Origin of the sequence: Reinekea sp., assembly GCF_046710285.1 — a bacterium.
Taxonomy (GTDB): Bacteria; Pseudomonadota; Gammaproteobacteria; order Pseudomonadales; family Natronospirillaceae; genus Reinekea.
On record NZ_JBKEGY010000003.1, the window covers coordinates 41,428 to 65,464 of the forward strand.

At 43.3% G+C, this 24,037-nt stretch carries 23 protein-coding genes; 13 read left to right on the forward strand and 10 right to left on the reverse strand.

Annotated features, from left to right (window positions below; translation table 11 throughout):
* Nucleotides 1–79: 79 nt before the first annotated feature.
* A complete protein-coding gene (gene trhA, locus ACI882_RS03060; RefSeq protein ID WP_411745410.1) occupies nucleotides 80–721 on the forward strand; it encodes a PAQR family membrane homeostasis protein TrhA in 642 nt (213 codons plus the stop codon).
* Nucleotides 722–738: 17 nt separating this feature from the next.
* Here the strand turns inward: trhA and ACI882_RS03065 are convergent, their stop codons facing one another.
* Nucleotides 739–1,167: a MarR family winged helix-turn-helix transcriptional regulator gene (locus tag ACI882_RS03065; RefSeq protein WP_411745411.1), complete on the reverse strand. Its 429-nt coding sequence runs from the start codon at nucleotides 1,165–1,167 to the stop codon at nucleotides 739–741.
* 112 nt (nucleotides 1,168–1,279) lie between these two features.
* On the opposite strand from ACI882_RS03065, the gene ACI882_RS03070 reads away from it, so the two are divergent.
* From ACI882_RS03070 to ACI882_RS03085, 4 genes are all read left to right on the forward strand, one after another.
* Nucleotides 1,280–1,729, forward strand: coding sequence for a DUF1499 domain-containing protein (locus ACI882_RS03070; protein WP_411742990.1), 450 nt, complete (start codon nucleotides 1,280–1,282; stop codon nucleotides 1,727–1,729).
* Nucleotides 1,730–1,775: 46 nt separating this feature from the next.
* Entirely contained in the window at nucleotides 1,776–3,164 is a 1,389-nt protein-coding gene (locus ACI882_RS03075) for a dihydrolipoyl dehydrogenase family protein (RefSeq protein ID WP_411742989.1), read from the forward strand.
* 319 nt (nucleotides 3,165–3,483) lie between these two features.
* Entirely contained in the window at nucleotides 3,484–5,394 is a 1,911-nt protein-coding gene (gene speA / locus ACI882_RS03080; protein ID WP_411742988.1) for a biosynthetic arginine decarboxylase, read from the forward strand.
* Nucleotides 5,395–5,419: 25 nt separating this feature from the next.
* Nucleotides 5,420–6,469 (forward strand): AraC family transcriptional regulator ligand-binding domain-containing protein, encoded by a 1,050-nt coding sequence (locus tag ACI882_RS03085; RefSeq protein WP_411742987.1) that lies wholly within the window; start codon nucleotides 5,420–5,422, stop codon nucleotides 6,467–6,469.
* Here the strand turns inward: ACI882_RS03085 and ACI882_RS03090 are convergent.
* From ACI882_RS03090 to ACI882_RS03110, 5 genes are all read right to left on the reverse strand, one after another.
* On the reverse strand, nucleotides 6,399–7,565 hold the full coding sequence (locus tag ACI882_RS03090; RefSeq protein ID WP_411742986.1) for an ABC transporter permease: 1,167 nt from the start codon (nucleotides 7,563–7,565) through the stop codon (nucleotides 6,399–6,401). The genes ACI882_RS03085 and ACI882_RS03090 overlap by 71 nt on opposite strands.
* Nucleotides 7,537–8,706: an ABC transporter permease gene (locus ACI882_RS03095; RefSeq protein WP_411742985.1), complete on the reverse strand. Its 1,170-nt coding sequence runs from the start codon at nucleotides 8,704–8,706 to the stop codon at nucleotides 7,537–7,539. The genes ACI882_RS03090 and ACI882_RS03095 overlap by 29 nt, the downstream gene beginning before the upstream one ends.
* Nucleotides 8,703–9,689 carry an HlyD family secretion protein gene (locus ACI882_RS03100; RefSeq protein ID WP_411742984.1) on the reverse strand — a complete coding sequence of 329 codons (987 nt, stop codon included), beginning with the start codon at nucleotides 9,687–9,689 and terminating at the stop codon, nucleotides 8,703–8,705. Before ACI882_RS03100 ends, ACI882_RS03095 begins: the two co-directional genes overlap by 4 nt.
* Before the next feature lie 18 nt (nucleotides 9,690–9,707).
* Nucleotides 9,708–11,057, reverse strand: coding sequence for a TolC family protein (locus ACI882_RS03105; RefSeq protein WP_411742983.1), 1,350 nt, complete (start codon nucleotides 11,055–11,057; stop codon nucleotides 9,708–9,710).
* A gap of 117 nt (nucleotides 11,058–11,174) precedes the next feature.
* Nucleotides 11,175–12,014 (reverse strand): LysR family transcriptional regulator, encoded by an 840-nt coding sequence (locus ACI882_RS03110; protein ID WP_411742982.1) that lies wholly within the window; start codon nucleotides 12,012–12,014, stop codon nucleotides 11,175–11,177.
* Nucleotides 12,015–12,395: 381 nt separating this feature from the next.
* On the opposite strand from ACI882_RS03110, the gene ACI882_RS03115 reads away from it, so the two are divergent.
* A complete protein-coding gene (locus ACI882_RS03115) occupies nucleotides 12,396–13,238 on the forward strand; it encodes an HPP family protein (protein WP_411742981.1) in 843 nt (280 codons plus the stop codon).
* A gap of 121 nt (nucleotides 13,239–13,359) precedes the next feature.
* Here ACI882_RS03115 and ACI882_RS03120 read toward each other — a convergent pair whose 3' ends face one another.
* On the reverse strand, nucleotides 13,360–14,226 hold the full coding sequence (locus ACI882_RS03120) for a hypothetical protein (protein WP_411742980.1): 867 nt from the start codon (nucleotides 14,224–14,226) through the stop codon (nucleotides 13,360–13,362).
* A 148-nt stretch (nucleotides 14,227–14,374) separates the two neighbouring features.
* Between ACI882_RS03120 and ACI882_RS03125 the strand changes: the two genes are divergently transcribed.
* Genes ACI882_RS03125 through ACI882_RS03140 form a run of 4 tightly spaced genes read left to right on the forward strand, consistent with a single transcriptional unit; the run spans nucleotide 14,375 to nucleotide 18,052 of the window.
* Nucleotides 14,375–15,955 carry a sensor histidine kinase gene (locus ACI882_RS03125; RefSeq protein WP_411742979.1) on the forward strand — a complete coding sequence of 527 codons (1,581 nt, stop codon included), beginning with the start codon at nucleotides 14,375–14,377 and terminating at the stop codon, nucleotides 15,953–15,955.
* Complete coding sequence (locus ACI882_RS03130) at nucleotides 15,952–16,365, forward strand: hypothetical protein (protein ID WP_411742978.1); 414 nt, start codon at nucleotides 15,952–15,954, stop codon at nucleotides 16,363–16,365. The genes ACI882_RS03125 and ACI882_RS03130 overlap by 4 nt, the downstream gene beginning before the upstream one ends.
* A complete protein-coding gene (locus ACI882_RS03135) occupies nucleotides 16,362–17,360 on the forward strand; it encodes a tetratricopeptide repeat protein (RefSeq protein WP_411742977.1) in 999 nt (332 codons plus the stop codon). The genes ACI882_RS03130 and ACI882_RS03135 overlap by 4 nt, the downstream gene beginning before the upstream one ends.
* Complete coding sequence (locus ACI882_RS03140; protein ID WP_411742976.1) at nucleotides 17,360–18,052, forward strand: response regulator transcription factor; 693 nt, start codon at nucleotides 17,360–17,362, stop codon at nucleotides 18,050–18,052. Before ACI882_RS03135 ends, ACI882_RS03140 begins: the two co-directional genes overlap by 1 nt.
* 19 nt (nucleotides 18,053–18,071) lie before the next feature.
* On the opposite strand, the gene ACI882_RS03145 is transcribed toward ACI882_RS03140, so the two are convergent.
* Nucleotides 18,072–18,983, reverse strand: coding sequence for a LysR family transcriptional regulator (locus ACI882_RS03145; RefSeq protein ID WP_411742975.1), 912 nt, complete (start codon nucleotides 18,981–18,983; stop codon nucleotides 18,072–18,074).
* Nucleotides 18,984–19,096: 113 nt separating this feature from the next.
* On the opposite strand from ACI882_RS03145, the gene metE reads away from it, so the two are divergent.
* The 3 genes from metE (at nucleotide 19,097) to ACI882_RS03160 (ending at nucleotide 22,620) form a co-directional block, all read left to right on the forward strand.
* Nucleotides 19,097–21,385 (forward strand): 5-methyltetrahydropteroyltriglutamate--homocysteine S-methyltransferase, encoded by a 2,289-nt coding sequence (metE, locus tag ACI882_RS03150; RefSeq protein WP_411742974.1) that lies wholly within the window; start codon nucleotides 19,097–19,099, stop codon nucleotides 21,383–21,385.
* 477 nt (nucleotides 21,386–21,862) lie between these two features.
* Complete coding sequence (gene rnk / locus ACI882_RS03155) at nucleotides 21,863–22,258, forward strand: nucleoside diphosphate kinase regulator (RefSeq protein ID WP_411742973.1); 396 nt, start codon at nucleotides 21,863–21,865, stop codon at nucleotides 22,256–22,258.
* Between the two features lie 32 nt (nucleotides 22,259–22,290).
* Nucleotides 22,291–22,620: a hypothetical protein gene (locus tag ACI882_RS03160; protein ID WP_411742972.1), complete on the forward strand. Its 330-nt coding sequence runs from the start codon at nucleotides 22,291–22,293 to the stop codon at nucleotides 22,618–22,620.
* A gap of 23 nt (nucleotides 22,621–22,643) precedes the next feature.
* Here ACI882_RS03160 and ACI882_RS03165 read toward each other — a convergent pair whose 3' ends face one another.
* A complete protein-coding gene (locus ACI882_RS03165; protein WP_411742971.1) occupies nucleotides 22,644–23,534 on the reverse strand; it encodes an adenylate kinase family protein in 891 nt (296 codons plus the stop codon).
* Between the two features lie 88 nt (nucleotides 23,535–23,622).
* Nucleotides 23,623–23,991, reverse strand: coding sequence for an SCP2 sterol-binding domain-containing protein (locus ACI882_RS03170; RefSeq protein ID WP_411742970.1), 369 nt, complete (start codon nucleotides 23,989–23,991; stop codon nucleotides 23,623–23,625).
* Between the last annotated feature and the right edge of the window lie 46 nt (nucleotides 23,992–24,037).

The following is a 24,037-nucleotide window of genomic DNA, read 5'->3' on the forward strand; positions in this document are numbered from 1 at the left end:
CGAACGATGTTTTTGTGGCGAAATACAGATTAGGGCCGATAATAAGGAGTAACCGTCGTCGTTTTAAAGAAGGTTTATTATGACCATGTCACTTCCTGCTTACTCGCGTTTAGAAGATAATCTAAACACCGCGTCCCATGCCATTGGCAGTTTATTTTCATTTGTCGGCACTGTTTTATTACTGATTGTCGCTATTAACAGCCACAATTCATGGGCTGTCGTCAGTGCGATTATCTACGGTGCCTCCTTGATTACGTTGTTCTCCGCTTCTGCTATTTATCATTCAATTGAAAACCCCAAATTACGCAGGTTAATGCAACGCTTTGACCATATTGCCATTTTGTATTTGATAGCAGGCACTTTTACGCCATTTGCACTGGTTAGCCTACAAAGTGTTTGGGGCTGGCTAGTATTTAGTTTTGTATGGTTTTGCGCCATCACCGGAACCATTGTTCACCTAACGCCTTTGCGCCGTTACCACTTATTTATGGTGTTATTGAACCTGATCATGGGTTGGTCTGCCCTATTACTTGTAGTGCCACTCATTGAAGCCATAGAGCCCATCGGGTTTGGCATGCTCGTCGCTGGCGGCATCACTTATACTTTGGGTTTAGTATTTTACTTAAATGATCGCATTTGGTTGAACCACTTTATTTGGCATCTATTTGTATTGATGGGCGCCGGGCTTCACTTCTTCACAGTGCTGTTTTACGTTTTCTAATAACTAGTAACGGCGTCTTAAATGGCGCTGTAGAGCTTTTCTGTTAGCTGCTTCAACATCACAGCTTCCTCTTCACTGAACTTTATTTTACACGCTAAGGCCTCGGGTACGGAGGCTGCTTGTGCTTCCAATGCCCGCCCATTACCAGTGACAATAATCACCTTCTGTCTTGAATCAACCGCACTGGTTTGCCGTACTATGATATTTTTTTGTTCTAAACGCTTTAAAATAGGCGTTAAGGTACCGGCATCAAAGCGCGTCCGTTCGACTAAGCGCTTAATCATCACATTATCTTCATCCCATAACGCTAACATCACCAAATACTGGGGGTAGGTTAGATCTAGCACCTCAAGTAGTGGTCGATAGGCTCTTATTAACGCATTCGTTGCTGAGTACAAAGAATGACAAATCTGATTTTCGAGCTTTAATTGAGCATATTCTGACACGTGAATACCTACAGCAATAAAAAAACATTATTTTGCGCACAAACTATTGACGAGTCAATCTTTTCCATGCATTATTTTGCGCACAAAGTAATTTACTCATTGGAGAACACACATGAACACTATATTAATCATTATCGCTATATTCATCGTCTTTAACTTTGGCCGTATTTATTATCAAAATAGCCAAGCGCCTACTTTAGGTGTTACGGATGGCCAGTTGTCAGCTATTGATAAAAAGCCTAACAACGTTTCTAGCCAAACCGACGTCCCTGAAAAGCACGTTGCACCTCTAGCAATGAAAAGCACGGCAACTGCAACAATGCAGGCTTTAGTGGCAGCATCTGCGCAGTACGGCAACGCCTCAATCATAGAGCAAACCGACCACTACCTTTATGTTGTGTTCACAACAGCGTTGATGAAGTACCGCGATGACGTTGAGTTTTACATTGATGAAGCCAACAAAGAGGTTCATTTTCGTTCTGCCAGCCGCGCCGGTTATTCAGATATGGGTCTAAACCGTGAGCGCTACAATAAAATTGCTGAACTTTACCAAGCGCTTTAGGTCAAATTGTTACGCAAACCTGCAACTCATTCATTAAGGATTTACCGTGAAAGTTTATGATCTTATCGTTATCGGCTCCGGTGCAGCCGGATTAACCAGCGCATTTACTGCACTGGGTTTTGGAAAAAAAGTACTGATTATTGAAAAAGACCGGCCCGGTGGTGAGTGTACTTGGTCAGGTTGTGTTCCTAGCAAAGGTTTAATTAACCAAGCTAAAGATATCCATATTGCTAAAAAATATGCTGACATCACTATTGATAGCGCAGACATTCTCGACAAAGTCCGCGCCACCAGTGAAAAAATTTACACCCACGAAACGCCTGAGGTGCTTGAAAAAGCCGGAGCTGTTTTCGTTCAAGGCAATGCTAAATTTATTGAGCCAAAGGTAATAGAAGTTAGTGGCGAGCAATATAAAGCCAAAAAAGTGGTCATTGCGACGGGCTCAAGCCCAATGGTGCCACCAATTCCTGGTTTGGCCGATGTGCCATTTTTAACCAATGAGAATTTCTTCCAACAGACCGTACTGCCTAAGTCGGTCATTGTATTAGGTGCTGGCGCCATTGGTATGGAACTTTCACAATCAATGGCACGCTTGAATGTTGATGTTCAAGTGGTTGAGATGATGCCTGAAGTCATGTTCCGCGAAGAGCCTGAATTCTCTAAAATTATTCGCGAAAAGCTTGAACAAGAACAGATTAAATTCGCCTTAAATCATAAAGCCGTAAAGGTTGAAAAAACAGAACAGGGCATTCGCTTAGTTACCGACAATAACGGTACAGAAAAAGTATTTGAAGCAGAAACTATTCTGGTTGCCCTCGGACGATCTCCTAATGTTAAAGGCATGAACTTAGAAGGCGTTGGTATTAATGTAGATCGCGGCATCGTCGTTGATGCTCACTTGCAAACGAGCGCTAAAGGCGTTTACGCCTGTGGAGATGTTGCTGGGCCTTACTTGTTATCGCACATGGCAAACTACCAAGGCAAAATTGCCACCATGAATGCGCTGCTCCCGGTCATTAACCGCAAAGTAAATTACCAGCATGTGGCTTGGACAACTTTTACCGACCCTGAGTTTGCCCGCGCCGGTATGACCGAAGCAGAAGCAAGAGAGCAGCATGGCGATAGCATTCGGGTTTACCATTACGACTTTGAAAAGCTTGACCGCGCCATCACCAAAGCCGGTGATTTTGGCAAAATCAAACTCATCGTCAATCGCAAAGGCCGAGTATTGGGTGCCCATATTATTGCCGAACGAGCAGGAGAACTCATCGCCGAAGTACAGGTGATGAAAACCCTAGGCTTAAACTTCGGTAAGCTTCAGGCGGTTATTCACCCGTACCCAACTTACTCCGATGCACTGCGTCAAATGGCACAACAAGTTTACATCGACAACCTATTGCACCACCCTATTGTGAAGCTGTTCCGCAAAAGTTAAGACTTACTCGGTAAGTCAATTTTTAAATGCAGGTACGTAGTCAGCCCAATACCCAGTGGCCGTCTGAGCAGAGGTACTGTAAAACTGGGGACGCCGTAAACCCATCCATGGGGGCTCGTCATTGGCATCTATGCCAATGAACGCCCCATTTTTACAGCACCTCTACTCATGTGCAACACTGTTAAGCATTACGACTCCCTTTCTGTAAAAAACACTATTCAATTGCCGATAAATACATACAATAAGCCCCCCTTAAAAACACCTATGCTACGATAGGCCAACGGTGCAGAATGCTAATGAACGTTTCAGGAGAGAGCTTATGAAATGGACGGTAAATGACGCGATTGAACTTTACAACATCAACCGCTGGTCTGAAGGTTACTTCTCAGTCAATGAGGCAGGTGACACTATTTTAAACAATGGCTCAGGTGTGACGCTTAAGGGCATCGCTATTGAAGCGCGAAACAAAGGCTTAAAGCTGCCTTTATTAGTACGCTTTCCGCATATTTTACATGACCGTGTTAGCCAAATTACCACGGCTTTTTCAAACGCGATCACCTCTGAGCGTTACCAAAATACCTATCAGCCGTTATACCCAATTAAGGTTAACCAGCAGCGCCGTGTTGTTGAGGAAATTATTCAAGGCCAGAAACTAGCCGGGACTGAAACCATTGGTTTAGAGGCGGGCAGTAAGCCAGAACTTATTGCAGTTATGGCCGAAGCTGCAAAAGGCAAAACGACCATTGTGTGTAATGGCTATAAAGACGAAGAATATATTCGCCTTGCCTTAAGCGCCGAAAAGCTTGGTCATCTAGTTTACATCGTTGTCGAAAAGGCCAGCGAAGTTGACTGGATTTTGGACATTGCGAAAGAACAGAATGTAATTCCACGCATAGGTGTTCGTGCGCGCTTGTCAAGTGTGGGTCGTGGTAAATGGCAAACCTCCGGTGGAGAAAAATCAAAATTCGGTTTAACTGCATCAGAAATCATTAATGTCATTGAGCAATTAAAGCAGCACGACCGGCTCGATTGTTTCCAGTTATTGCATTTTCATATTGGCTCTCAAGTTGCAAATATCCGAGATATTCAAGTCGCTTTACGCGAGTGTGCTCGCTTTTATGTGGAACTACGTCATCTCGGTGTGCCGATTCAGTCTGTCGATGTTGGCGGCGGTCTTGGTGTTGACTACGAAGGTACTCGCTCACGTGAATCTTGCTCAATGAATTACTCAACACAAGAGTACGCGAACAATGTTGTTTATGCGTTCCGTGAAGCAGCCGAGCAAGCAGAACTGCCTCATCCTAAAATCTTCAGTGAGTCTGGCCGAGCCGTTACTGCTCACCACGCGGTTATTATTACCGATGTAGCCGAGCAAGAATCGCCTAGTTTAGAAGCACCAAATAAGCCAGAAGATGACGATCCGAATATTCTTAAAGAGCTTTGGTATTGCTACCAGAGTACCCTAAAGCATGAGCGCCCTTATGCAGAGCTATACCATGACGCCGGCTATTTTATGAACGACGCTCATCAAGCTTACAACCAAGGCCAGCTAACATTAACTCAACGCGCACTAGCGGAAGAAATCGCACGAGCCATTAATGTATTGATTAGAGATCAACTAAACCCTGCAAAGCGCACGCATCAAGAAATGCTCACTGATCTTAATGAAAAAACAGCGACGAAGCTGTTTGTTAACTTCTCCATTTTTCAATCGTTACCCGATGTCTGGGGTATTGATCAAATCTTCCCGATTTTGCCGTTAACCGGATTAGACCGTGAGCCAACTATTCGCAGTGTGGTTCAAGATATTACCTGTGACTCCGATGGCAAAATTGATGAATACGTCGACGGCGAAGGCGTTGAGTCGACCCTGCCGCTACCAGACTGGAAAGATGAAGAGCGCCCTTGGCTAGGCTTCTTCATGGCCGGTGCTTATCAAGAAATTTTGGGCGACTTACATAATTTATTTGGAGACACCAATAGCCTCGATGTTATTTTTGATAAAGATGGGCAATTGGTGCTTTCAAACTTAAAAGAAGGCGATCAAATTCAAGATGTATTAGGTTATGTCGATTTCAGTAAAGAAATGATCTTGAGCGGTTTTCAACGTCAGCTCACTGAATCTTCCTTGCCGTTGGTAGAGCAGCAAACCATGCTTGATCAATATAAAGCTGGTCTAAAAGCTGTGACTTATCTTGAGCCTCGGTTGAAAACCAAAGATCAGTTTTAATTCACACAAATAAAGGAAGTCGTTCGTGCAGCTTTCGGTACTAAGCAGCTGGCCAAGATTATTTGTTCAAGTGTTTGAACAACAAGGTGTCGATACCCAAGCCTTATTGAAAAAGCTAAATATCGACGCCTCTATTCTTGAAGACCCTAATGCTCGACTGCCGACATTAGCGGTGGTCCGGTTTTGGCAACTCGCGGCACAAAGCTGCCCGGCAGAGCTACCACTGATTGTCGCCCGAGGTGTGAATGCGGGCACTTTCCATGCGTTAGGCTTTGCTATGGCAACCAGCCAAACCGGAATGGAGGCGATTAGGAGGCTTGAGCAATACTACCCAATGCTGACAACCTCGGTGCAGCTGACGTTGCTTGAAACGGATGACTTAGTCGGCATTAGACTTTCTTCTTCAGATTTATTGGAAGCATTAAAAGCTCAATTTGCCGATCACACCCTTGCGGAGTCTGTTAGTCAATTACGGGAGTCGGCCGCCTTAGGCTTATTAAGCTTATGTCGCAGTTTTTTTGGTATTCAATTTAGTGCAGAGCGCATGACCCTTAAACGCTCACTAGGTGAGCTTTATAAGCCGTACCAAGAACATGTTCAATGCACCCTACTTGATCAAGCGGAATACGATGAGGTTTGGTTTTCAAAATCTGATTTAAATAAACCTTTACCGTCTGCGAATCCTCTTTTAGCAAAACTGAACGACCAAATAGTCGAAAGCTATTTAAACATGCTCAAAGAAGATGTTGTGGTATTGGTGACCTCTGAAATTATAAAACAGCTGCCGTCGGGCGATATAACTCAGGCTTCTGTCGCCGCGGCTTTAAATATGTCTACACGAACCCTGCAACGAAAACTCACCGACAATGAACAGAGCTTTAGACGTTTACTCAATGAAACGCGCCAAGAGCTCGCATTGCAGTATATTCAGTACGAAAATATCCCCGTACTAGAAATTGGTTACCGGCTCGGTTTCTCAGAGCCAGCTAACTTTACCCGAGCCTTCAAACAATGGACGGGGCAACCACCGGTACTCTATCGACAACAATTTTCCGAACGCAAAGGGCTAAACTAAGCCAAATAAACGCACCGGTCCAACCTACTTTATAATTCGGAAGGTGACCAATAAAAGCAACATCGATTAACGCATTCATCCCCCAAGTTGACGGTATGCATTGCGCTAAAACTTGTACCCACGACGCCATTGCAAAGTTAGGCCAGCTAATGCCTGCCATCAACATGATCGGCACCGACAGTGGCAGTAACCAAATAATTGCCGATTCCTGCTCTTTAAACAGCACACTGACCACCATAGCAAAACCCACCACAGCCAAGACAAATGGCAACGCGACTGACAATAACCTTAAGCCATCAGCAGTATAGGGCACGCCCTGCAATGGCAACATAATACGAAAAAAGAATACGATTAATGCCAAGCCTTGTAAGCTATAAATAGCAATATGAGCCAACCAGACATAAAATACAGGTCCAACATCGCGATCCATTTCAAAACGATAACCCCAGTGCATTCCTAATGTCATCATCAACACCTGTTGCACGATCAATATAAAAACCGATGGCACTAGGTACTGCATGTAACTGGAATCGGCATTGAATAATGGTGTTACATTAACCTCGATTGGCTGCGCGGCAGCACTCGCCGTAACCGCATTACCTTCCGAAAAGTAAAATGCCTTAAGTGCTAAACTTTGATTAATATGGGCTAACACCAATGACATGCTTTTCACGCCCTCGCTGTACACCAAAAAGTTATCGGCTTTCCCACCGTATGCAATCACGGTTTGCTGTTGCGAGGCGAGGTTTTTGTCTAACCCCTTCGGAAAATGAATAAACAGCTGGGCATTGCTAAAGCGATCGAAGACCTGGGTGTTAGGTTCTCCCGGCAGTGTTGCAATGACATTAAGTTTAGCACTTGCATCGAGCTGGTTAATCCAGTCTCGGGTCGTATTACTTTGCTCGTCATCCCAAACCACCAGCGGAATATCATCTACGACCGCATGCTGGTATGGCAAAGGGTAAAATAGGGCATATAAAATGGGCGCCCCTAATAAAATGATCAAGGCGCCTTTATGTCGAAATAGCCAGGCTAGTTCTTGTATCAGTGTTTTCAATTGCTTGCCCTCAATGCTTGAACCAATAGTGTTTGTCATAGAGTTTTTTGCGAATCGTCAACATACCTAAGACACCAAAAAGCAAAGCGTATAGAGCAACGATTGTTAATTTTGGCCAAACATCAAAGAGTGTTGCCCCCCAATGCAAGATGTCGTTCTGCACTTGTATGAGTACGCTGATGGGTAGAAGCGATTGCCACAACTGCGACATCCAATTCATATTGAAAGTTGGAAATGTCACACCGACAAACGCAAAGGCGGGCGTGGTATAAAATGCAGCCGCACTCAAACTTAAACGGTAGTTTGTCGTAATAGCGACAATGAGGAATCCGGCAAAATGATAGCACAACTGCGTCAGCCAGCTGGCCACCAACAAACTGCCTAGTGAAGCATAACCGCCAGCACCTAGCATTCGAAAAACAAAGATATCTATGAGACAAATCCAAATTGCCATCACCAAAACGGGTACGCTAAACTTAGTCAGCATGGCCAATGATAGCCGGTTATTGCTTACCTGCATCCACTGTTTAACGCTACCATTTTTGAATTCACTGCCTAACGCAATAACAGTGACCATCATGACTATAACGTGCCATAAGTGTGGCAACAAAGCAGCAAGCAAGAAACTTTGGTAATTCAGATAGCTGTTACCCAAAACACTGCGTGATAATTTCAATGGGTAAACATTGGCCAGCGCTTGCTCTTTTATTTGACCACCCATCATGAGTTCTAATGCACTTTCCTTAGTGCCGTCTTCTATGACTTGGCGAATAATTTGGTTACTAAGTATATTGCCGAGCATAAAGTTCTGCTGATTCACATAAGCATTTAACTCAACGAACTGCCCTGAAACCAGTTTGCCGTGATAACCTTTTGGGATCACCAGAAAGCCAAAGCTCTCTTTACCTTTGGCGCGTTCCAACGCCCGTTGTTCACTGTGCAGTATATGCTCAACGACAACCGAAGCGCTGGCGTCTAAACGAAATGCTAAATCACGAGAAGCTTTACTGCCATCTAAATCCACAATATCTAACGATACATCGGTGATATTTGGAGTTATAACAATGGCCCAGACAATGACAAAGGCAACCAAAGGCAAAAGAAACAACGAAGCCCAATAACTTGGCTGACTAATAATTCTTTGCCACTCACGGTTTAGACCGGTGATGAACAGATTCATTCACTTACCTTTAATACATCAATAATCGCTGTCATACCTACTCGCCAATTAGTATCAAAAGTATTGGGACGAGCCTTTACTTCGAAAGTTTTTAAATCGTATTCACCCGGTTTTGTGGCGCGCCAGGTTGCGTAGTCGCCCATTGCAGAAATATAAAATATCTCCATCGTCTCAGTTTTGTCGAGAGCCGGTATTGTTACCCCAATCGTTGAGCCAATGCTGAGACCCTTTAACTTGTTCTCAGAAAGATGAAAGCGAACATAGGCCTTTTTAGTATTAATCAATGAAACTACCGGAAAGCCCGCAGGTGAAATTTCACCTTCGTGAATGAGCACTGAACTTACCTCGCCTGCTTTGACGGTCGAAACCATTGTTTCAGCGAGTGCGGCATCAACTTCTTCTAACACTCCCAGCGCCGCATTGAGGTCACTTTCTGCAGCATCTTTAAGTTCTTGCTCGGTACCTTTTTTTGCCATCTGTAGTTGCTGCTGTGCAGATTTTTGTGCAAACGAAGCTGAGCTTGCTTGGGCTTTTGCCTCGTCTAACATTTGTGCCGATACTAGACCATCGTTAAACAAGTTCTCCAGTCTTTGGAGTGATTTTTGCGCTAACTCTGCATTGTTTTGGGCTCTAACCAAGTTGTCACTTGCGATTTGTAGCTCTTCGGAGCGAGCGCCACGCTCCGCGCGGTCTCGTAAAGACTTTTTAGCTTCAACTAATGCAAGTGCTTGTGAACGTTTGGCGTTGAGTTCTGGACTCTCTAATGAAAATATAGCGTCTCCTGCCCCAACCAATTGGCCCTCTTCTACAAAGACAGAGCTGACTCGGCCGGGTATTTTTGCACTGATGCGTATTTCGGGTGCATCGATTGTGCCTTGGATAATGTCGATATCGCTTTTTTCCTGCAGAAAATAGCCATAGCCAATAAAGGCTATCAACGCGGCAATATATATTGAAGTGATGATGCTGGTCGTGCGTTTCATTATCGTGGACTCTCTAAATTATTGTTGAATGAGTTTGGTTTTCTGGGCATGTTGTAGATCCACAAGAAACGCTTCATGCTGACCCATAAGGGCGCTAAGTTTGGCTTGGGCAAGATAAAAATCAAAGAGTGCTTTTTGACTCTCCAGGGCGATTCCCGTTGTTAATATTTCTGCGTCGATAATATCGAGTGAAGTATTTATACCCTGTAAGAATGCCTTCTCTTGCAGTCTCAAATTCTCTGCTGCTAGTGCTTTACTCGATTGCAAGGCGTTAAACGCACTTCTCGCACTGTCTACTTCGAAGATGGTTTTTTCTATTAACACCGATAGATCACGTTGAGCTTGTATCGCGCTAAAGTCTGCTGCCTGAGCTAGGGCAGCATAATGATGGGACTCGGCTAATCGATTGCCTCGGCCAAAAAGCTGCCACTCTAATGCGATACCAGCGACCCACTGTGGGTCGAGATCGGTTAGATCATCTGGAAAGAGTTCGAATTGAGCAAAGGCAGCAACACTTGGGTACCACTGCGCTTTGATCGACTTCAGTCCGGCTTGCGCTTGCAGTTGCTTGGCATTTATTTGTTTAAGAGCCGGTGCATACTCTATACCTTGATTTCTAAGTTCCGTGACCAATAAGGGCTCATTTTCTACGAACAATAAATTCGCTGCTGGTAATGGCACTTCAGATGCAAACAAGGCTTGGTAGGCCGAGTTCGATAATTGCACATCGACCGTGGCTTGGTTTAACTGGCGACGCGCCTTATCGCGCTCAACCTGAGCACTGAGACGCTGTGTATAGGCGATTGTGCCTTCTTCTTGCATACGTACAGCCCGAAGATAATGCTGCTGAAGATTATCTGCGGCTAATTGTCGAATATTGGCGTTGTGATGGGCTAAACTTGCCGTGAGGTATCGCTCGATATAGGCCACAAACAGTTGATCTATATATTGCTGCTGCACCGCTACTTGTTCTTGCAGTTGACCTTGGCTGGCTAGAGCAGCGGCTTTCAATTTTCCACCCGTATAGAGCGGTAAGGTGACGGTGACTTCAGCATCAACGTATTGTTGATCTTGCACTGGCATATAAATCGGGCTGCCACCCGGCATTAATGCACTTGAATCAAACCAAACGCCGACCTCTTGGTCTAAGGCATTCCATTGACCAGTGAGTTTAACATCGGGCAATCTTAACGATTTGCTCACACTCAGCTGCGCTTCCATTGCCGCAACTTGTCTATTTTGCGCGGCTAAGCCTGCATGCTCTTCTAGTAGCTGCGACCAGCCTTCAGATAGAGTCTGATTCGCAAGTAAGCCAGAAGCTAAATTGGTTAAAAACGCTAAAACCAAAAAGGAATAAATAGGTTTCATTAAACTGCCCTCGTTATAGAGCGGACAGTCTAAGGGCTATGTGGCAAAGTCACTTATCTTGAGACGCCAAAGGCTTATCATTGTGACCCTTTTGCGAATTGACTCCGTAAACACGGATTAAAACCAATCGGCCTGGCTATTTGCGACACCTCTTAAGCTGACAAGGCAGTCATTTGCAATAGCATTCGTTCGATCTCGTTGCAATACAAACACGGGATAAGAAAACTCCGGCATATCCTCTACTTTAAATAATTGCCCTGATTCAATATGACGGTTAACTACCCTTGTTCTAAAATAACCTCGGCCGCCTTCTCTCAAAATGTACTGAAGGGCAACAGGTCCTAAGTTAAACTTAAGTGAATCGGTCGACAGCATTGGTAAAGCGGTATCGTGTTGCTCTTGAAACTCAGAGCCCCAATCAACAAAAACATAGTTCGGGTCTTGCCCGATTGAACTCACCATAATTAACTTCTCATCGAGAATATGCTCAACATACACCTCGCTTGAATAAGAAGGTAAATGTACAACAGCCAAATCTATCAAGCCTTCGGTCAATCTCCTATTTAGAACAGTTTGGTCTAACACCTCAATCGTTAGTTTTAACAGAGGGTGCTTTTTTCGTATCGTTGCCACCCAATAAGAGATTAAAGGATTCCATAATGAAGATGCACAACCGATCACCAATCGCTCATCTGAGCTATTCAATAATGGTAATTCCCTCTTCGACGCTTCCCATAGATCGAGAATTTGCTGGGCGTATGTTGCAAAGTGCAACCCATGTTCGGTGAGCTCTACGCCGCTGCGTATGCGGTTAAACAGAGTACACGTCAGCGATCTTTCAAGATTCTTTATTCGCGCAGTCACCGTCGTTTGAGATACATTTAGGTACTTTGCTGCAGAAACAAAACTACCGGTTCGTACAATAGTTAAAAAGGTTTTAGCTAAAACTACATCCATGTGAAATCTCGATCGGAATGGCCATCAAAAATATTCATACTGTGATTCATTTTATTTCATTATCTTAATTAAATTGAAATTTCTATACTGCCGCCGCTCAAGCTGGTCGACTGTCGAATAATTTGGCAGCGCATCATACAGCTATCATTCGCTATTTTTCCAACTAAAAATTGAAGGCATTAAATTGATCCAAGCAAAACCTATAAGTACTAGTCGGTTTATAGCACAGACGAGTATTGATAAACCAAGTAACAATGAAGTTGATTACCTATTGCTAAAAAACATCTTATTCCATAGTGGAATTGCAGTATTCCTAACTTATATAAAAAACTACATGTTGGTTACCTATCATACTGTTCTGAAACCGGACTTCGACATCAAATGAGCGAAAACCTAAAACCAACTCAACGTTTTTTTCCTGAAGTGAAGTTATATTTGGGAATAGGCAGCACAACCAATTCAGCTAAAGAGAAACTAACCGCTGCGTTGGTCTGTACCTTGGGAATGTTAACTCTCTCATTGCTAGCGCAACAGTTAAGTGTCAGGTTGGACCTGCCTTTGAATCACTTTATTGCTGTTTCAATTGGCGCAAGTGCTGTATTAGTTTTTGCTGCGCCTCATGGTGCGCTTTCTCAGCCGTGGCCAGTATTAGGTGGTCAGATCATTAGCTTATTCGTTGGCGTACTTTGTCAGATATTTCTGCCTGTTGATCTTTTATCCGCTAGTGTTGCTGTGGGTTTATCAGTACTCGTGATGAGCGCACTTCGATGTTTACACCCACCAGGAGGGGCTACCGCGTTAGGTGTGGTCCTAGGTGGCAGTACACTTGAGCCTCTGGGGATTTATTATACCCTGGGTCCAGTGTTATTTAGCTCACTCCTTATTTTAGTGTTGGCCTATCTTTTAAATAGACCTTTTTCATGGCGAGTGTATCCCGCGCACCTTTACCATAGACGAAATTTTTCTACCGAAGTATCAAAAGCGCCGAGAGAAACTGAATTGACTTATCAAGATTTTATTAGTGCGGTGAGCCAACACGAAACCTTTATTGATGTTACTGAAGACATGTGGTCTGAGATACTAGAGCTTGCTTTTGTATCATCCAATAAACGTCATAGCAATGAACATGCAGCTATAAAGCTTCCTATTGATCGTAAAGACAGCAAGCTCGTATGCAGCAGTACAAGTTTACCGACCATGATAAAGCTAACGGTAGTTAGTTAGTCTGGGCTAAGAAGCTTACAATTTTAACAAAAAAAACGCGAACACTCAGCCAATTTTGGCTATCTGTTCGCGTTATAATTTTATCGCTATAGACTGTTATTTTTCTAACTAGAACTAACGCTTAATCTTCGTCTTCATCATCTAGCTCGCCATCATCGTCTTCATCTACACCGTAATCGGCAGAAAACTCTATATTTTCAGCAATAACATCAAGTATCTGCGCGTTATTGTCTGTTAAGGCGATCCCTGTTGTACTATCAAAAACAGATAGGTCTAAGTGATCATATTCATTTGTTTCTAGGTTCGAAAAATCAAACCAAGTTGCCATTTTAAATGCCACGATCACATCGTTGATGCCGATACTGTCAATCACAAAGCCATTAGCATCTAGTGATTGTGCATTCAACTCAAAGTCGATTTCCTCACTGGTTTCTAAGCTAAATGGAACAGTATCAGCACTACCTAAAGCCTGATAATCACCTTTGAAATAAATCGTTTTACCTGTTAGCTGCGCTTTCGTGGCTTCATCTAGGTCAACCAATCCAGCCAAATCTTCATTAAGTAGTGGCTCTAAATCAAACTCAATATCAGTATAAGTACCTGACTTGATGCTGATCATTGGCAATTCTGGGTAAACCGTATTGGTTTTTAGATCAAGAACAAACGGACCTTCAAACTCGATGTCTTCTGCGCTGGCAACTTCAGTTTCGTTAGGCGCGTAATCGTCTTCATGTTCAAGTTCAATTTCTTCAATCACAACCCAGGCATCGGTCAAAGTAACCGTGCCTTTCACGCTTCCTAGTACATCTATCACATCAATTGCTAGCGCTGCTGTTGCTGCTCGATTAATTGCACGGGTCGCTTGCTTAGCGGTGGGTGCCTTGTCTGCCTTAATGTTAAGAGTCATTGTGCCTTTGCTGCTATCACCTGGGTTACAGCCAACAAGTGCGATAGAAGTAAAGAGGATCGTTGGTATTACGTATTTCATTGTCAGTATCCTTTGCTTGAGTGAGTGGACACAGAGTACGCTCTTTGCTTGACCTACAATGTTCTTGATTCGTTCCCTATTTGTAGCAGGACTGTAATTAAACGCTTGAGTCCATTAAAGTAGGCACTGAATAGTACTGAGAGCTTTCATGAACAACCTGTTTACACAACTTTACATCCGAATGGCCTTTGGGTTGGTTATTACAATTATTTTGATGCTGTCAGTTCTAATGTTTTTAGGCGATAAACGCTATGAATCTTTTGTCCGCAAAAACGTTATGCCAGTGGGTGATATGGTATCAGTAGGTTGGTTAGCTCTAGAACCTGAAAATAGAGCCAGTTGGCTTGAGCTCGTTTCAAGTTTGACCAATTCAAGCTGGACGCTAAACCCTGTTAACTTAGAAGCCCCTATTGAAGTGTCTAGCTCTTCTTGGACGACGCAAACTGCCGATGTGAATATACGCCTAAATAATAACCTTGCTGCGAATGTTCAAGTCAGTAATTGGCGTGATTGGTACATTGGCTTCGGCTGGCTGCTGCTCAATAACATTTCACTGCAACCCACCAACGAGCGCCAAGCATACTTCGAACAATTGCAATTGCAGGTGCCATGGCAACTAATGCGAGTCGATAGAGAAGCTGAGTCGCTTTCACGCTTATCTATTAGGCAACTGAAGGCAGGTCAAGCGGTTATGCTACCTTCTAAAGATCAAACATCTGACTGGTTATACTTACCCGCCGGAGCAGAGCAGGCAATTAAAATTGGCTCAATTGATCGCTTTGAAGCTTTTAGCAACGCGCAGTGGTTTGGCGTATTAACCTTAGCTTTAACTATTTTGGCTATTGCTCTCACTTTAATCATTCGGCCCATTTACCACCGTATTGAAGAAATACGAATTGGCTTAGAAGGCTTTTCACACGCCCAAGGGTTGATCAAACTGCCAACTGACTATTCCGATAGTTTAGGCGCAATGGCACAGCACATTGAAGAAATGGCCAATAGTTTAATCAAGCAGGTCGAACAAAACCGTCAATTGAACATTGCAGTATCACATGATTTAAAAACACCCTTAGCTCGATTAAAATTCGCCTTACAAATGACTGCAGAAACTAATAAATTAGATTTTTTAGGGCACATGAATCGCGACCTAGATTTGCTCACTAACCTAATAAATGAATTACTGCTATACCACCAGCTAAGTTCGACAACACACGATAATTTTGAGCCTTTTAATATTTCCAAGGCTTTACAAAAGCAAGTAAAGGAAGCGGCTACGGATAGTTTTGAAATAAACCTAACGCTTAGCCACCCTGAAATAAGCTACCCAATAGAGCCCACTCATTGGCGTCGGCTATCACAAAACCTAATAGATAATGCTATGCAGTATGGCAACAAACGGATGTCGATACATTTATTGCTGTCTAAAGATAACATTGAACTGAGGGTCAATGATGATGGCAAAGGTTTATCACCTGACGATTTTGAAAGCTTTTTAATGCCTTTTCAACGCAAAGATGTCAGTCGAAAATCACAAGGGCAAAACCACGGCCTTGGATTAAGTTTAGTGCACGCCGTGTGTTCACATTACAACGCACAACTCTCTCTTGGCGCATCGGCTTTAGGCGGTTGTTGTATTGTAGTAAGCCTACCATTAGCGCTAGAAGACAATTTGACCAAATTACCCGGCCTTAAAAGTAGCCAGCATGACCGCAAGCGAGGTTCAGTATGAAATGGCGACTCACTTTACTCGTTATGTTTTTTCCTTATTACGCATTAGCCGATGAATGGGGAACTTGGGATGACTTGCCCGATAACCTTCTTTGGGATACAAATGCTTCGGAGTTAATCAGTGAGCTCGATCGCTTGTTCGTAAACAATCCGAATCAATCTACGGGAGATTTAGAGCTGTGGTTAATTGATTTGAACCTCAGACTGAATATGAGCGATGAGGACTTAGTAGAACTTTTCGAGAATTTAGATGAAAAAGATACCGAAGAGCTAGAGGATTGGCTCGAAGACCGACTAGAAGAGCAAGAAGAGGCTCTCGAAGATGACGACCTTGAAGACGACGACCTTGATGATGAGGATGATGAGGACGAGCTAGAGGATGAAGACGATGATGAAGAGGATTCAAATTGAACCTATCACCTATCAGTTATATTTCATTCGCTGCCATGTTAACCGCAATGCCAGCACTGGGCTGTGATTGGCAGAGTCAAATAGCCCACATTACGGCTACCCATAACGAAGGTGAGCCTTTTATCGCGTTAGCAGAACTAGACCCACTTATTTTACAGTGCCCTGATGCAGCAAGGCTATATCTTGAAAAAGGCTCAATTCTCTACAGTCTTAAACGTTATGAAGCGGCAATTTCTGTTTGGCAGTTTGCCTTAGAGAATTACTCGCTACCAGAGAATGTCATACTTAAGGTCAGGCTTAAGATTATTGATGCTGAACAAAAGCACAAGCAACTTTTAAATCACCTACTCTTGGCTAGAACAACCGTGGCGTTTCAAATGCCTGCCCAAGCAACGGTCATGAATTGGTCTTTTCAGGGTAAGACTAGAGTTCGATTGCCCGCCATAAACATACAACAGTCGCCATTATTTCCCGAGCTATATGTCGGCTACGGTGGATTACTGCGACAACAAAACTCAAAAACTGAGACTCTTGGTTTGCTGCAGCTTGGCGCAAATGGCCACTGGAAAAACTGGCAAGCACCTTTGTCGTTTAACATGATCATGATGAGCGCTCGTAATACCTATAATGCGACGTTCAAACCAAGCGTTACCTGGAACGACTTTACCTTCAGTTCTGCTGCAACCTATTATTTTTCAGATCAGCAGTGGAAGTTCGAACCTAAGGTTAGACAAAAGCAATCTAAATTTGATTCCGAAATTTCTGCCGTTTATCAAAATACTTGGCAATCATTGAATGGTGAGTTTAATTACGGGCAACGCTGGCGATTTGGAGTATTCGGGCACTACTCATTAAATTCACACGAACATAGTATTGGCACAAACATCCAAGCTAGGTTGAGTACTTCGTTTAAATTATCTTTAAAGACCACCATTGACCCTCTGACCCCAACAAATTGGTCTACCCGGTTAGGCGTAGACTGGAAGGTATATTGATGACAGCACCAGAGTTTGAATATGCGAGAATTATTTTAGTCGAAGACGATCTAGCGTTAGCCGAATTAACGGCTACCTACTTAGAAAGCCATGGCTATTTGGTAGATATTATTACCGATGGCATTGCCGCTGCAGAAACGATTCCAGAAAAAGCACCCGATTTAGTCATTTTAGACATCATGATACCTGGACTAGACGGCTTAGGTGTATGTCGACAAATTAGGCCACGCTACGACGGACCTATTATTTTTTTGACGGCTCGCGGGGATTCTATTGATGAAATTCTTGGCTTAGAGCTCGGCGCAGATGATTACTTAGCTAAACCAGTCGAACCGAGACGCCTACTCGCCCGTATCAGAGCAAGCCTACGCCGAACAATACAACCTGCCACAAATACGACACCCAGTCGGCCGTCAGCCTTTAGTTTTGATCTTGCTAGTTTTGAAGTTCGCTATAACGGTTCAGTACTACCTTTATCTCAACCAGAGTTTAAGTTGTTGCATTGCTTATTCAAACAAAGCGGCGAAATTGTGTCACGTGATGACATAATGAAAAGCATTCGAGGCATTGAATATGATGGGCTCTCTCGTACTGCGGATATTTTAGTATCCGAATTGCGCAAAAAGCTCCCCCCAGGTGAATGGATAAAAACCATAAGAGGTCAGGGTTATATTTGGCTAAATTCAGAGTAAGTTTTAAACTTTGCCTCACCTAAGGTGTTAAACCACCTGTAGCATGCGGCTGTTGCTGTTTTGCTAGTGCTACAAAGGCACGAAGATACTCAACATCTCGGTCAGAATCACGTATACCTAAATATATTTGCTTAGCAATCCCATTTGCCCCTAAACGCACTGGTGTTATGTCGAGTTTGGTTAAATATTCATTCGCCAACCATCGAGGTAACGCAGCTACGCCGCGCCCACTGGCTACCATTTGCAGCATGATGTCCGTGGTCTCTATGGTTTTATGCCGTAAAGGGGTAACCCCGGCTGGAGCCAAAAACTGAGTGTAAATATCTAGTCGATCAATATCGACTGGATAGGTAATAAGTACTTCATCTTGTAGATCGATCGGCCGAATGAAGCTCATGCTAGCAAAGCGGTGATTGCGGGGCACCACCAATACCTGCTCATAATCAAAAACAGGTTCGAAACTCAAACCTGCCTTAAAAAGGGGGTCCGGCGTTACTAATAAATCAATTTCATAGCCGTACAGTGCGCCCATTCCGCCAAACTGAAATTTCTGTTTTACATCTATATCAACATCGGGCCATTGCGCTAGAAACGGTGATACTACCTTTAGTAACCATTGATAACATGGATGGCATTCCATCCCGACACGCAAAGCGCCACGCTCACCTTGAGTATATTGACGCAGCTTTAACTCGGCATTCTCGAGTTGCGGCAACAGCCTATTGGCGACTTCTAGCAGATAAATTCCGGTTTGTGTTAAGCGCAAACTTCGACCCTCTCTCAACCATATTTCGGTACCTAGGTTTTGCTCTAACTTGCGCATTGTATGGCTCAACGCTGATTGAGTTAAACATAGCTTTTTGGCCGCAGCAGTCAGAGAACCTAAAAGGTCTGTCTCTCGAATAATGGTCAAATGAATGCGCTCTAACATGTTGATCCATGAATATTAATAATGAATCGCTGAATATATACCATTATACGTCATATATGAAACTTACTAGTATCTGGCCCCCATGACCCATTCATCAACAAAGGAACATTTAGATGGCCATCACACATAACCTCGGATTTCCGCGCATTGGCGCAAAACGCGAATTGAAGTTTGCACTTGAATCTTACTGGAAAGGACAAAGCTCCGAACAAAAGCTAAATGAAACCGCCCGTCAACTAAGAGCACAAAACTGGCAATACCAAAAAGACCTCGATTGGTTACCCGTAGGCGATTTTTCATTTTATGATCAAGTTCTTGATATGAGCTTCGCATTAGGCAACCTCCCTGAGCGAATCAAAAGACAAACTGACTCACAGCTCAATAATTATTTTCGTTTAGCTCGTGGACGCTCAGGTGTAAATGAAGATGCTGCAGGTTGCTGTAATGTCGCGGCGGGTGAAATGACCAAATGGTTCGATACCAACTACCATTACATTGTGCCTGAATTAAATGCTGACAGCCGATTCACCTTAGATCCGAGTATTTTATTGGCACAAATAGACGAAGCCAGACAACAAGGTGTTGCTGCAAAACCTGTTATTATTGGCCCGGTCACTTACTTATGGTTAGCGAAAGCCAAAGACAACAGCGATAAGCTCGACTTGTTAAAGCATATTCTGCCCGCCTATAAAGAGCTCTTATCCACACTCGCTGCACAAGGTGTTGATTGGGTGCAAATTGACGAACCTATCCTAGTGACTGAGCTATCGGCTAGTTGGATACGTGCATTAGAAACCGCCTATAAATACCTAGAAGACACCTCAATTAAAATTCTCTTAGCCACTTATTTTGGTTCTCTTGAAGAAAACCTCGAAACTTTATGCCAACTCCCTGTTCAAGGCATACACATTGATGCGATTAATGCTCAGCATGAGGCCACCCAAGCCATCGAATGGTTAGACGAATATAAAATTCTTTCTCTGGGTATTATTAATGGTCGAAACATTTGGAAAACCGATCTTAATTCAACACTTGATTGGCTTGAGCCATTAGCAACTAAGTTACAAGACCGGCTTTGGCTAGCTCCTTCTTGCTCGCTACTGCATGTACCCGTAAACCTAGACAGCGAAGTAAAACTTGATACTGAAATTAAGCAGTGGTTAGCTTTTGCCGTTCAAAAACTTGAAGAACTCCAAGTACTCTGTTCGGCAATTAACATGGGCAGACCTAGTGTCCAACAAGCTTTGAGCGATAACCAAAAGGCAATAGACAGTCGTAAGAACTCGACGCGCATTCATAACCCACAAGTTAAAAAGGCTGTTTCAGAAATTGCCCCTACTTTAGGTCAACGAACGAGTCCATATTCGACTCGCTCGACATTACAACAGAACATTCTTCAACTTCCAAATTACCCCACGACAACAATTGGATCCTTTCCACAAACAGCTGAAATTCGTTCGACTAGACAGCAATTTAAAAAAGGGGCGATTAATTTAACCGACTATAAACATCAAATGCAGCAAGAAATTTTAGCCAGCATTAACGAACAAGAGGCACTAGGGTTAGATGTGCTGGTTCACGGTGAAGCCGAACGCAATGATATGGTTGAGTACTTTGGTGAACAATTAGAAGGTTACGCCTTCAGTCAGTTTGGCTGGGTGCAGTCTTATGGATCACGTTGCGTGAAGCCTCCGATTTTATTCGGAGATATTCATCGTCCTTTGGCAATGACGGTTGAGTGGACTCAATACGCGCAGTCACTCACTGACAAGCCAATGAAAGGCATGCTTACCGGCCCGGTGACTATACTAAACTGGTCTTTTGTTCGTGATGATCAACCAAGATCGCAATCGTGCTATCAGCTCGCGCTCGCTATTCGTGAGGAAGTACTTGATTTAGAAAGAGCAGGTATTTCTATTATTCAGATCGACGAAGCTGCATTGCGAGAAGGGCTGCCCTTGCGACAGGCGCAATGGCAACAATATTTAAACTGGGCAATTGAAGCATTCCGCATCTCTGCCAATGGAGTCAAAGATGCGACTCAGATTCATACGCACATGTGTTATTCGGAGTTTAACGATATTATTGAGTCTATTTCGAACATGGATGCCGATGTAATTACCATTGAAACATCGCGTTCTGACATGGAATTGCTCGACGTATTCAACGATTTCCACTACCCGAATGAAATTGGGCCTGGGGTATATGATATTCATTCACCCAATATTCCAACGGTGGCGCAAATAGTGGCGTTGATGACCAAAGCTGCTGAACGTATTCCAACCGAGCGCCTTTGGGTTAACCCAGACTGCGGTCTAAAAACACGACAATGGAGTGAAGTTCGGCCAGCGCTTGAGAATATGGTATCTGCAGCGATTACTTTACGTAAAAATGTTGCTTAGCAGTATAGAAACTGCGGTTTAACGGTGCAAAATTAGCTTAAATGGGACGTTCATTGATGCTTTGCTTATGTATAGTCTAAATTGTCGCTTTTGAGCTTCCATTTTAAATTTTGCGTGCTAAGCTTCAGGTATGAAATACTTATCACATATCACCTTACATTTAATTTTTTCACTGCGGTTCGTTCGATCCAGCAGTGCTTTTCCCGTTTAAGGGCGATTAAGCGCATTCTTACTTAGTCGCCCATAAAAACCTTATTTTATTTTCAACTAGTTACCTCGCTATCAATAGATAGCTTTAGTGTTTACACGATTCAATTGGAGTTGGCGGTGTCAGCTTTCATTGAATCATTTTTTATTTAAACCGAAAACTTGGTCATTAGTTGCACATAAAATATATTTCGTCATTACAGCCTAGACTCATTTGAAGTTTGATTGTCGAACTGTACTGAACTCAACCTAAAAATGAGGATCCTAACAATGGTTACACCAGAAATTGTAATTTCTACACATGACTTCGACATTATCAGTGACCTGATAGATGCGATGAAATCTTCTCCTGAAATATTAAAGCTCAGCGAAGAGTTAGACCGAGCTAACGTTGTTGAACGAAAAGACTTACCGTCTGATGTCGTTTCTATCAACTCAACGGTAAGCTTTATTATTGAAGCCACTAAGAAAGAGTTCACCTATAAGTTGATCGCACCTAAGGCAAACTTAGAGCCAACTGAAATTTCTATTATGTCACCCATTGGTACAGCTATTATTGGTTTAACCGTTGGTCAGACTATTGAGTGGCCAATGAATGGCGGTAAAAACGTAACAGTACGTATTACCGATGTAGCTCCGGCTCCATTAGCCACAAAAACTGCTTAGCAGGTCATTTGCCGCCGAACGGAGGGTGACTTATGAGTCTTGAAGGATTTTTACTATTAGAAGAATGGGTTGAGAGCAGGCGCTCTGAAATTTCAGCGCGCCAAATAAAAAGTGCGATTAAATATAAGCCACTAGACGAAGGTGGTGCAATATCCTCTTTACGCCTCAACACTCATGAGCATGCGATCAAGGTAACTATTAAAGATGATTCCGAAATCTCATATTCATTGGTTGTTGTCAGCACTGATAAAGTTTTAGAATCAAAAAGCATCGAATTTACCGAGCCAGTTCAACTTCAACAGTTTTTGGATTCCATGCTCAATCGTTACTTAAGTGCTTACTTTGCAGAAGGCACTTATTAGTTAAAGAAAGCGCGTAAAACTAATTAGTCTTTACCATATAGTAGGTCTGCTAGTACGACTCTCGGCACGCCAAGCGCGCGCAATACTGAAGCCACTACGTTATTGATCGACTCCGTTAAGTTGAATTTCTTGTTTTCAGGAAAGTCATCAAACACGGGCTGATGCGCATCTATCAAAGCAATTCGGTCTGAGCCTAATTTAGTTTTCATGTAGTCAACGCTCGGCTGTACATTTTCTATATAAAACTGAAAGCGCTTCACCAACGACTGATCATCGTCATCAGCACGTCCTCGTGACTGGGCTCGTGCCATCATCTCTTCGCGACTGATACTTAAATGAATAACCTTTAGCACCGGTATATTCATCGACTCTAAAAATGCGAGCAGATGCTCAGCAGCTCGAACGGTTCGAGGATAACCATCTAAAATAAAGCTTTCTTCGCGCGTGCCACGAGCTTGTTCAATATGGGCGGCGACAAAATTTTCTGTCCAACGGTTCGGCACTAAAAGACCATTCATGGTACAAAATTCTAGCCAATCTAGCTGTGAGGTGAATAAATCCATGTTCGGTTTTTCGAAGTATTTTTCAAGCTCGCCTTGATACGAACGAACTTTTGCAGACAAGCTTTCTGAGGAATCAATACAATCAAAAATATTGGTGGCTGAACTAAGGTCATACTTAGAGGCTAACAATTCGGCGAATTCAGGGTCTTCTTTGGCGCCGCGGAAGGTACTGCGTAATATTTCACCCATAGATAAGTGGGCTTCAGGTCGGATAGATAGTGTGCGACATAAGGCGCTGGCGACTTCGCCTTTACCGCAACTTGAGGGGCCGGTTAGAATAATCACCCCTGGTTCTCGCACGGTTACTTTTTCAACCTGCACTAGTGATTTAAGGCGGCTTTTAACTTCCATTGTGTTCCCCAATAATCGATTTAGGGAATCTTCGCTATCTTTCCGGCTGAATTCAAGTGAATTATCTGAAAACAGCCGATTAGTGTCGCTATCGAATATATTTAACGCTTTTTTGGAACCACATTAGCAACATCATGTCGCCTTCGATTTTAACGGCCTTATCTTGGATCGCTTTCATAAAGGCATTTTTGTCTTTACCAGTCGCCATCGCCCATAAGGTATTAAACCCAACCTTGTCTGTACTAAAGCGCACAGTCATCCCTGCACTTTCAGTTGATTTTGTGCTGGTTTGCACCTGTTGATCTTTAAACACAAACAACCGATTCGTCGTCTCTGCATCGGTGGTAAACAATATAGAATTATCTACTTTGTCTAAATAACCTTTCATTTTCAGGTTATTGCGCGCCGCTCGACGATACATAATGGCCATCAGCCACAGAAGTGCCTTAAATTTCATAATTTCCCGATCCATTCAAACAAGTGTTTGAATCTACCTGATTACT

What these genes read in the sequence shown, in the direction of transcription:
- trhA (WP_411745410.1), top strand. Translation starts at nt 80, where the DNA reads ATGACCATGTCACTTCCTGCTTACTCGCGTTTAGAAGATAATCTAAAC.
- ACI882_RS03070 (WP_411742990.1), top strand. Translation starts at nt 1,280, where the DNA reads ATGAACACTATATTAATCATTATCGCTATATTCATCGTCTTTAACTTT.
- speA (WP_411742988.1), top strand. Translation starts at nt 3,484, where the DNA reads ATGAAATGGACGGTAAATGACGCGATTGAACTTTACAACATCAACCGC.
- ACI882_RS03090 (WP_411742986.1), bottom strand. Translation starts at nt 7,565, where the DNA reads ATGACAAACACTATTGGTTCAAGCATTGAGGGCAAGCAATTGAAAACA.
- ACI882_RS03095 (WP_411742985.1), bottom strand. Translation starts at nt 8,706, where the DNA reads ATGAATCTGTTCATCACCGGTCTAAACCGTGAGTGGCAAAGAATTATT.
- ACI882_RS03100 (WP_411742984.1), bottom strand. Translation starts at nt 9,689, where the DNA reads ATGAAACGCACGACCAGCATCATCACTTCAATATATATTGCCGCGTTG.
- ACI882_RS03105 (WP_411742983.1), bottom strand. Translation starts at nt 11,057, where the DNA reads ATGAAACCTATTTATTCCTTTTTGGTTTTAGCGTTTTTAACCAATTTA.
- ACI882_RS03110 (WP_411742982.1), bottom strand. Translation starts at nt 12,014, where the DNA reads ATGGATGTAGTTTTAGCTAAAACCTTTTTAACTATTGTACGAACCGGT.
- ACI882_RS03115 (WP_411742981.1), top strand. Translation starts at nt 12,396, where the DNA reads ATGAGCGAAAACCTAAAACCAACTCAACGTTTTTTTCCTGAAGTGAAG.
- ACI882_RS03120 (WP_411742980.1), bottom strand. Translation starts at nt 14,226, where the DNA reads ATGAAATACGTAATACCAACGATCCTCTTTACTTCTATCGCACTTGTT.
- ACI882_RS03125 (WP_411742979.1), top strand. Translation starts at nt 14,375, where the DNA reads ATGAACAACCTGTTTACACAACTTTACATCCGAATGGCCTTTGGGTTG.
- ACI882_RS03130 (WP_411742978.1), top strand. Translation starts at nt 15,952, where the DNA reads ATGAAATGGCGACTCACTTTACTCGTTATGTTTTTTCCTTATTACGCA.
- ACI882_RS03140 (WP_411742976.1), top strand. Translation starts at nt 17,360, where the DNA reads ATGACAGCACCAGAGTTTGAATATGCGAGAATTATTTTAGTCGAAGAC.
- ACI882_RS03145 (WP_411742975.1), bottom strand. Translation starts at nt 18,983, where the DNA reads ATGTTAGAGCGCATTCATTTGACCATTATTCGAGAGACAGACCTTTTA.
- metE (WP_411742974.1), top strand. Translation starts at nt 19,097, where the DNA reads ATGGCCATCACACATAACCTCGGATTTCCGCGCATTGGCGCAAAACGC.
- rnk (WP_411742973.1), top strand. Translation starts at nt 21,863, where the DNA reads ATGGTTACACCAGAAATTGTAATTTCTACACATGACTTCGACATTATC.
- ACI882_RS03160 (WP_411742972.1), top strand. Translation starts at nt 22,291, where the DNA reads ATGAGTCTTGAAGGATTTTTACTATTAGAAGAATGGGTTGAGAGCAGG.
- ACI882_RS03165 (WP_411742971.1), bottom strand. Translation starts at nt 23,534, where the DNA reads ATGGAAGTTAAAAGCCGCCTTAAATCACTAGTGCAGGTTGAAAAAGTA.
- ACI882_RS03170 (WP_411742970.1), bottom strand. Translation starts at nt 23,991, where the DNA reads ATGAAATTTAAGGCACTTCTGTGGCTGATGGCCATTATGTATCGTCGA.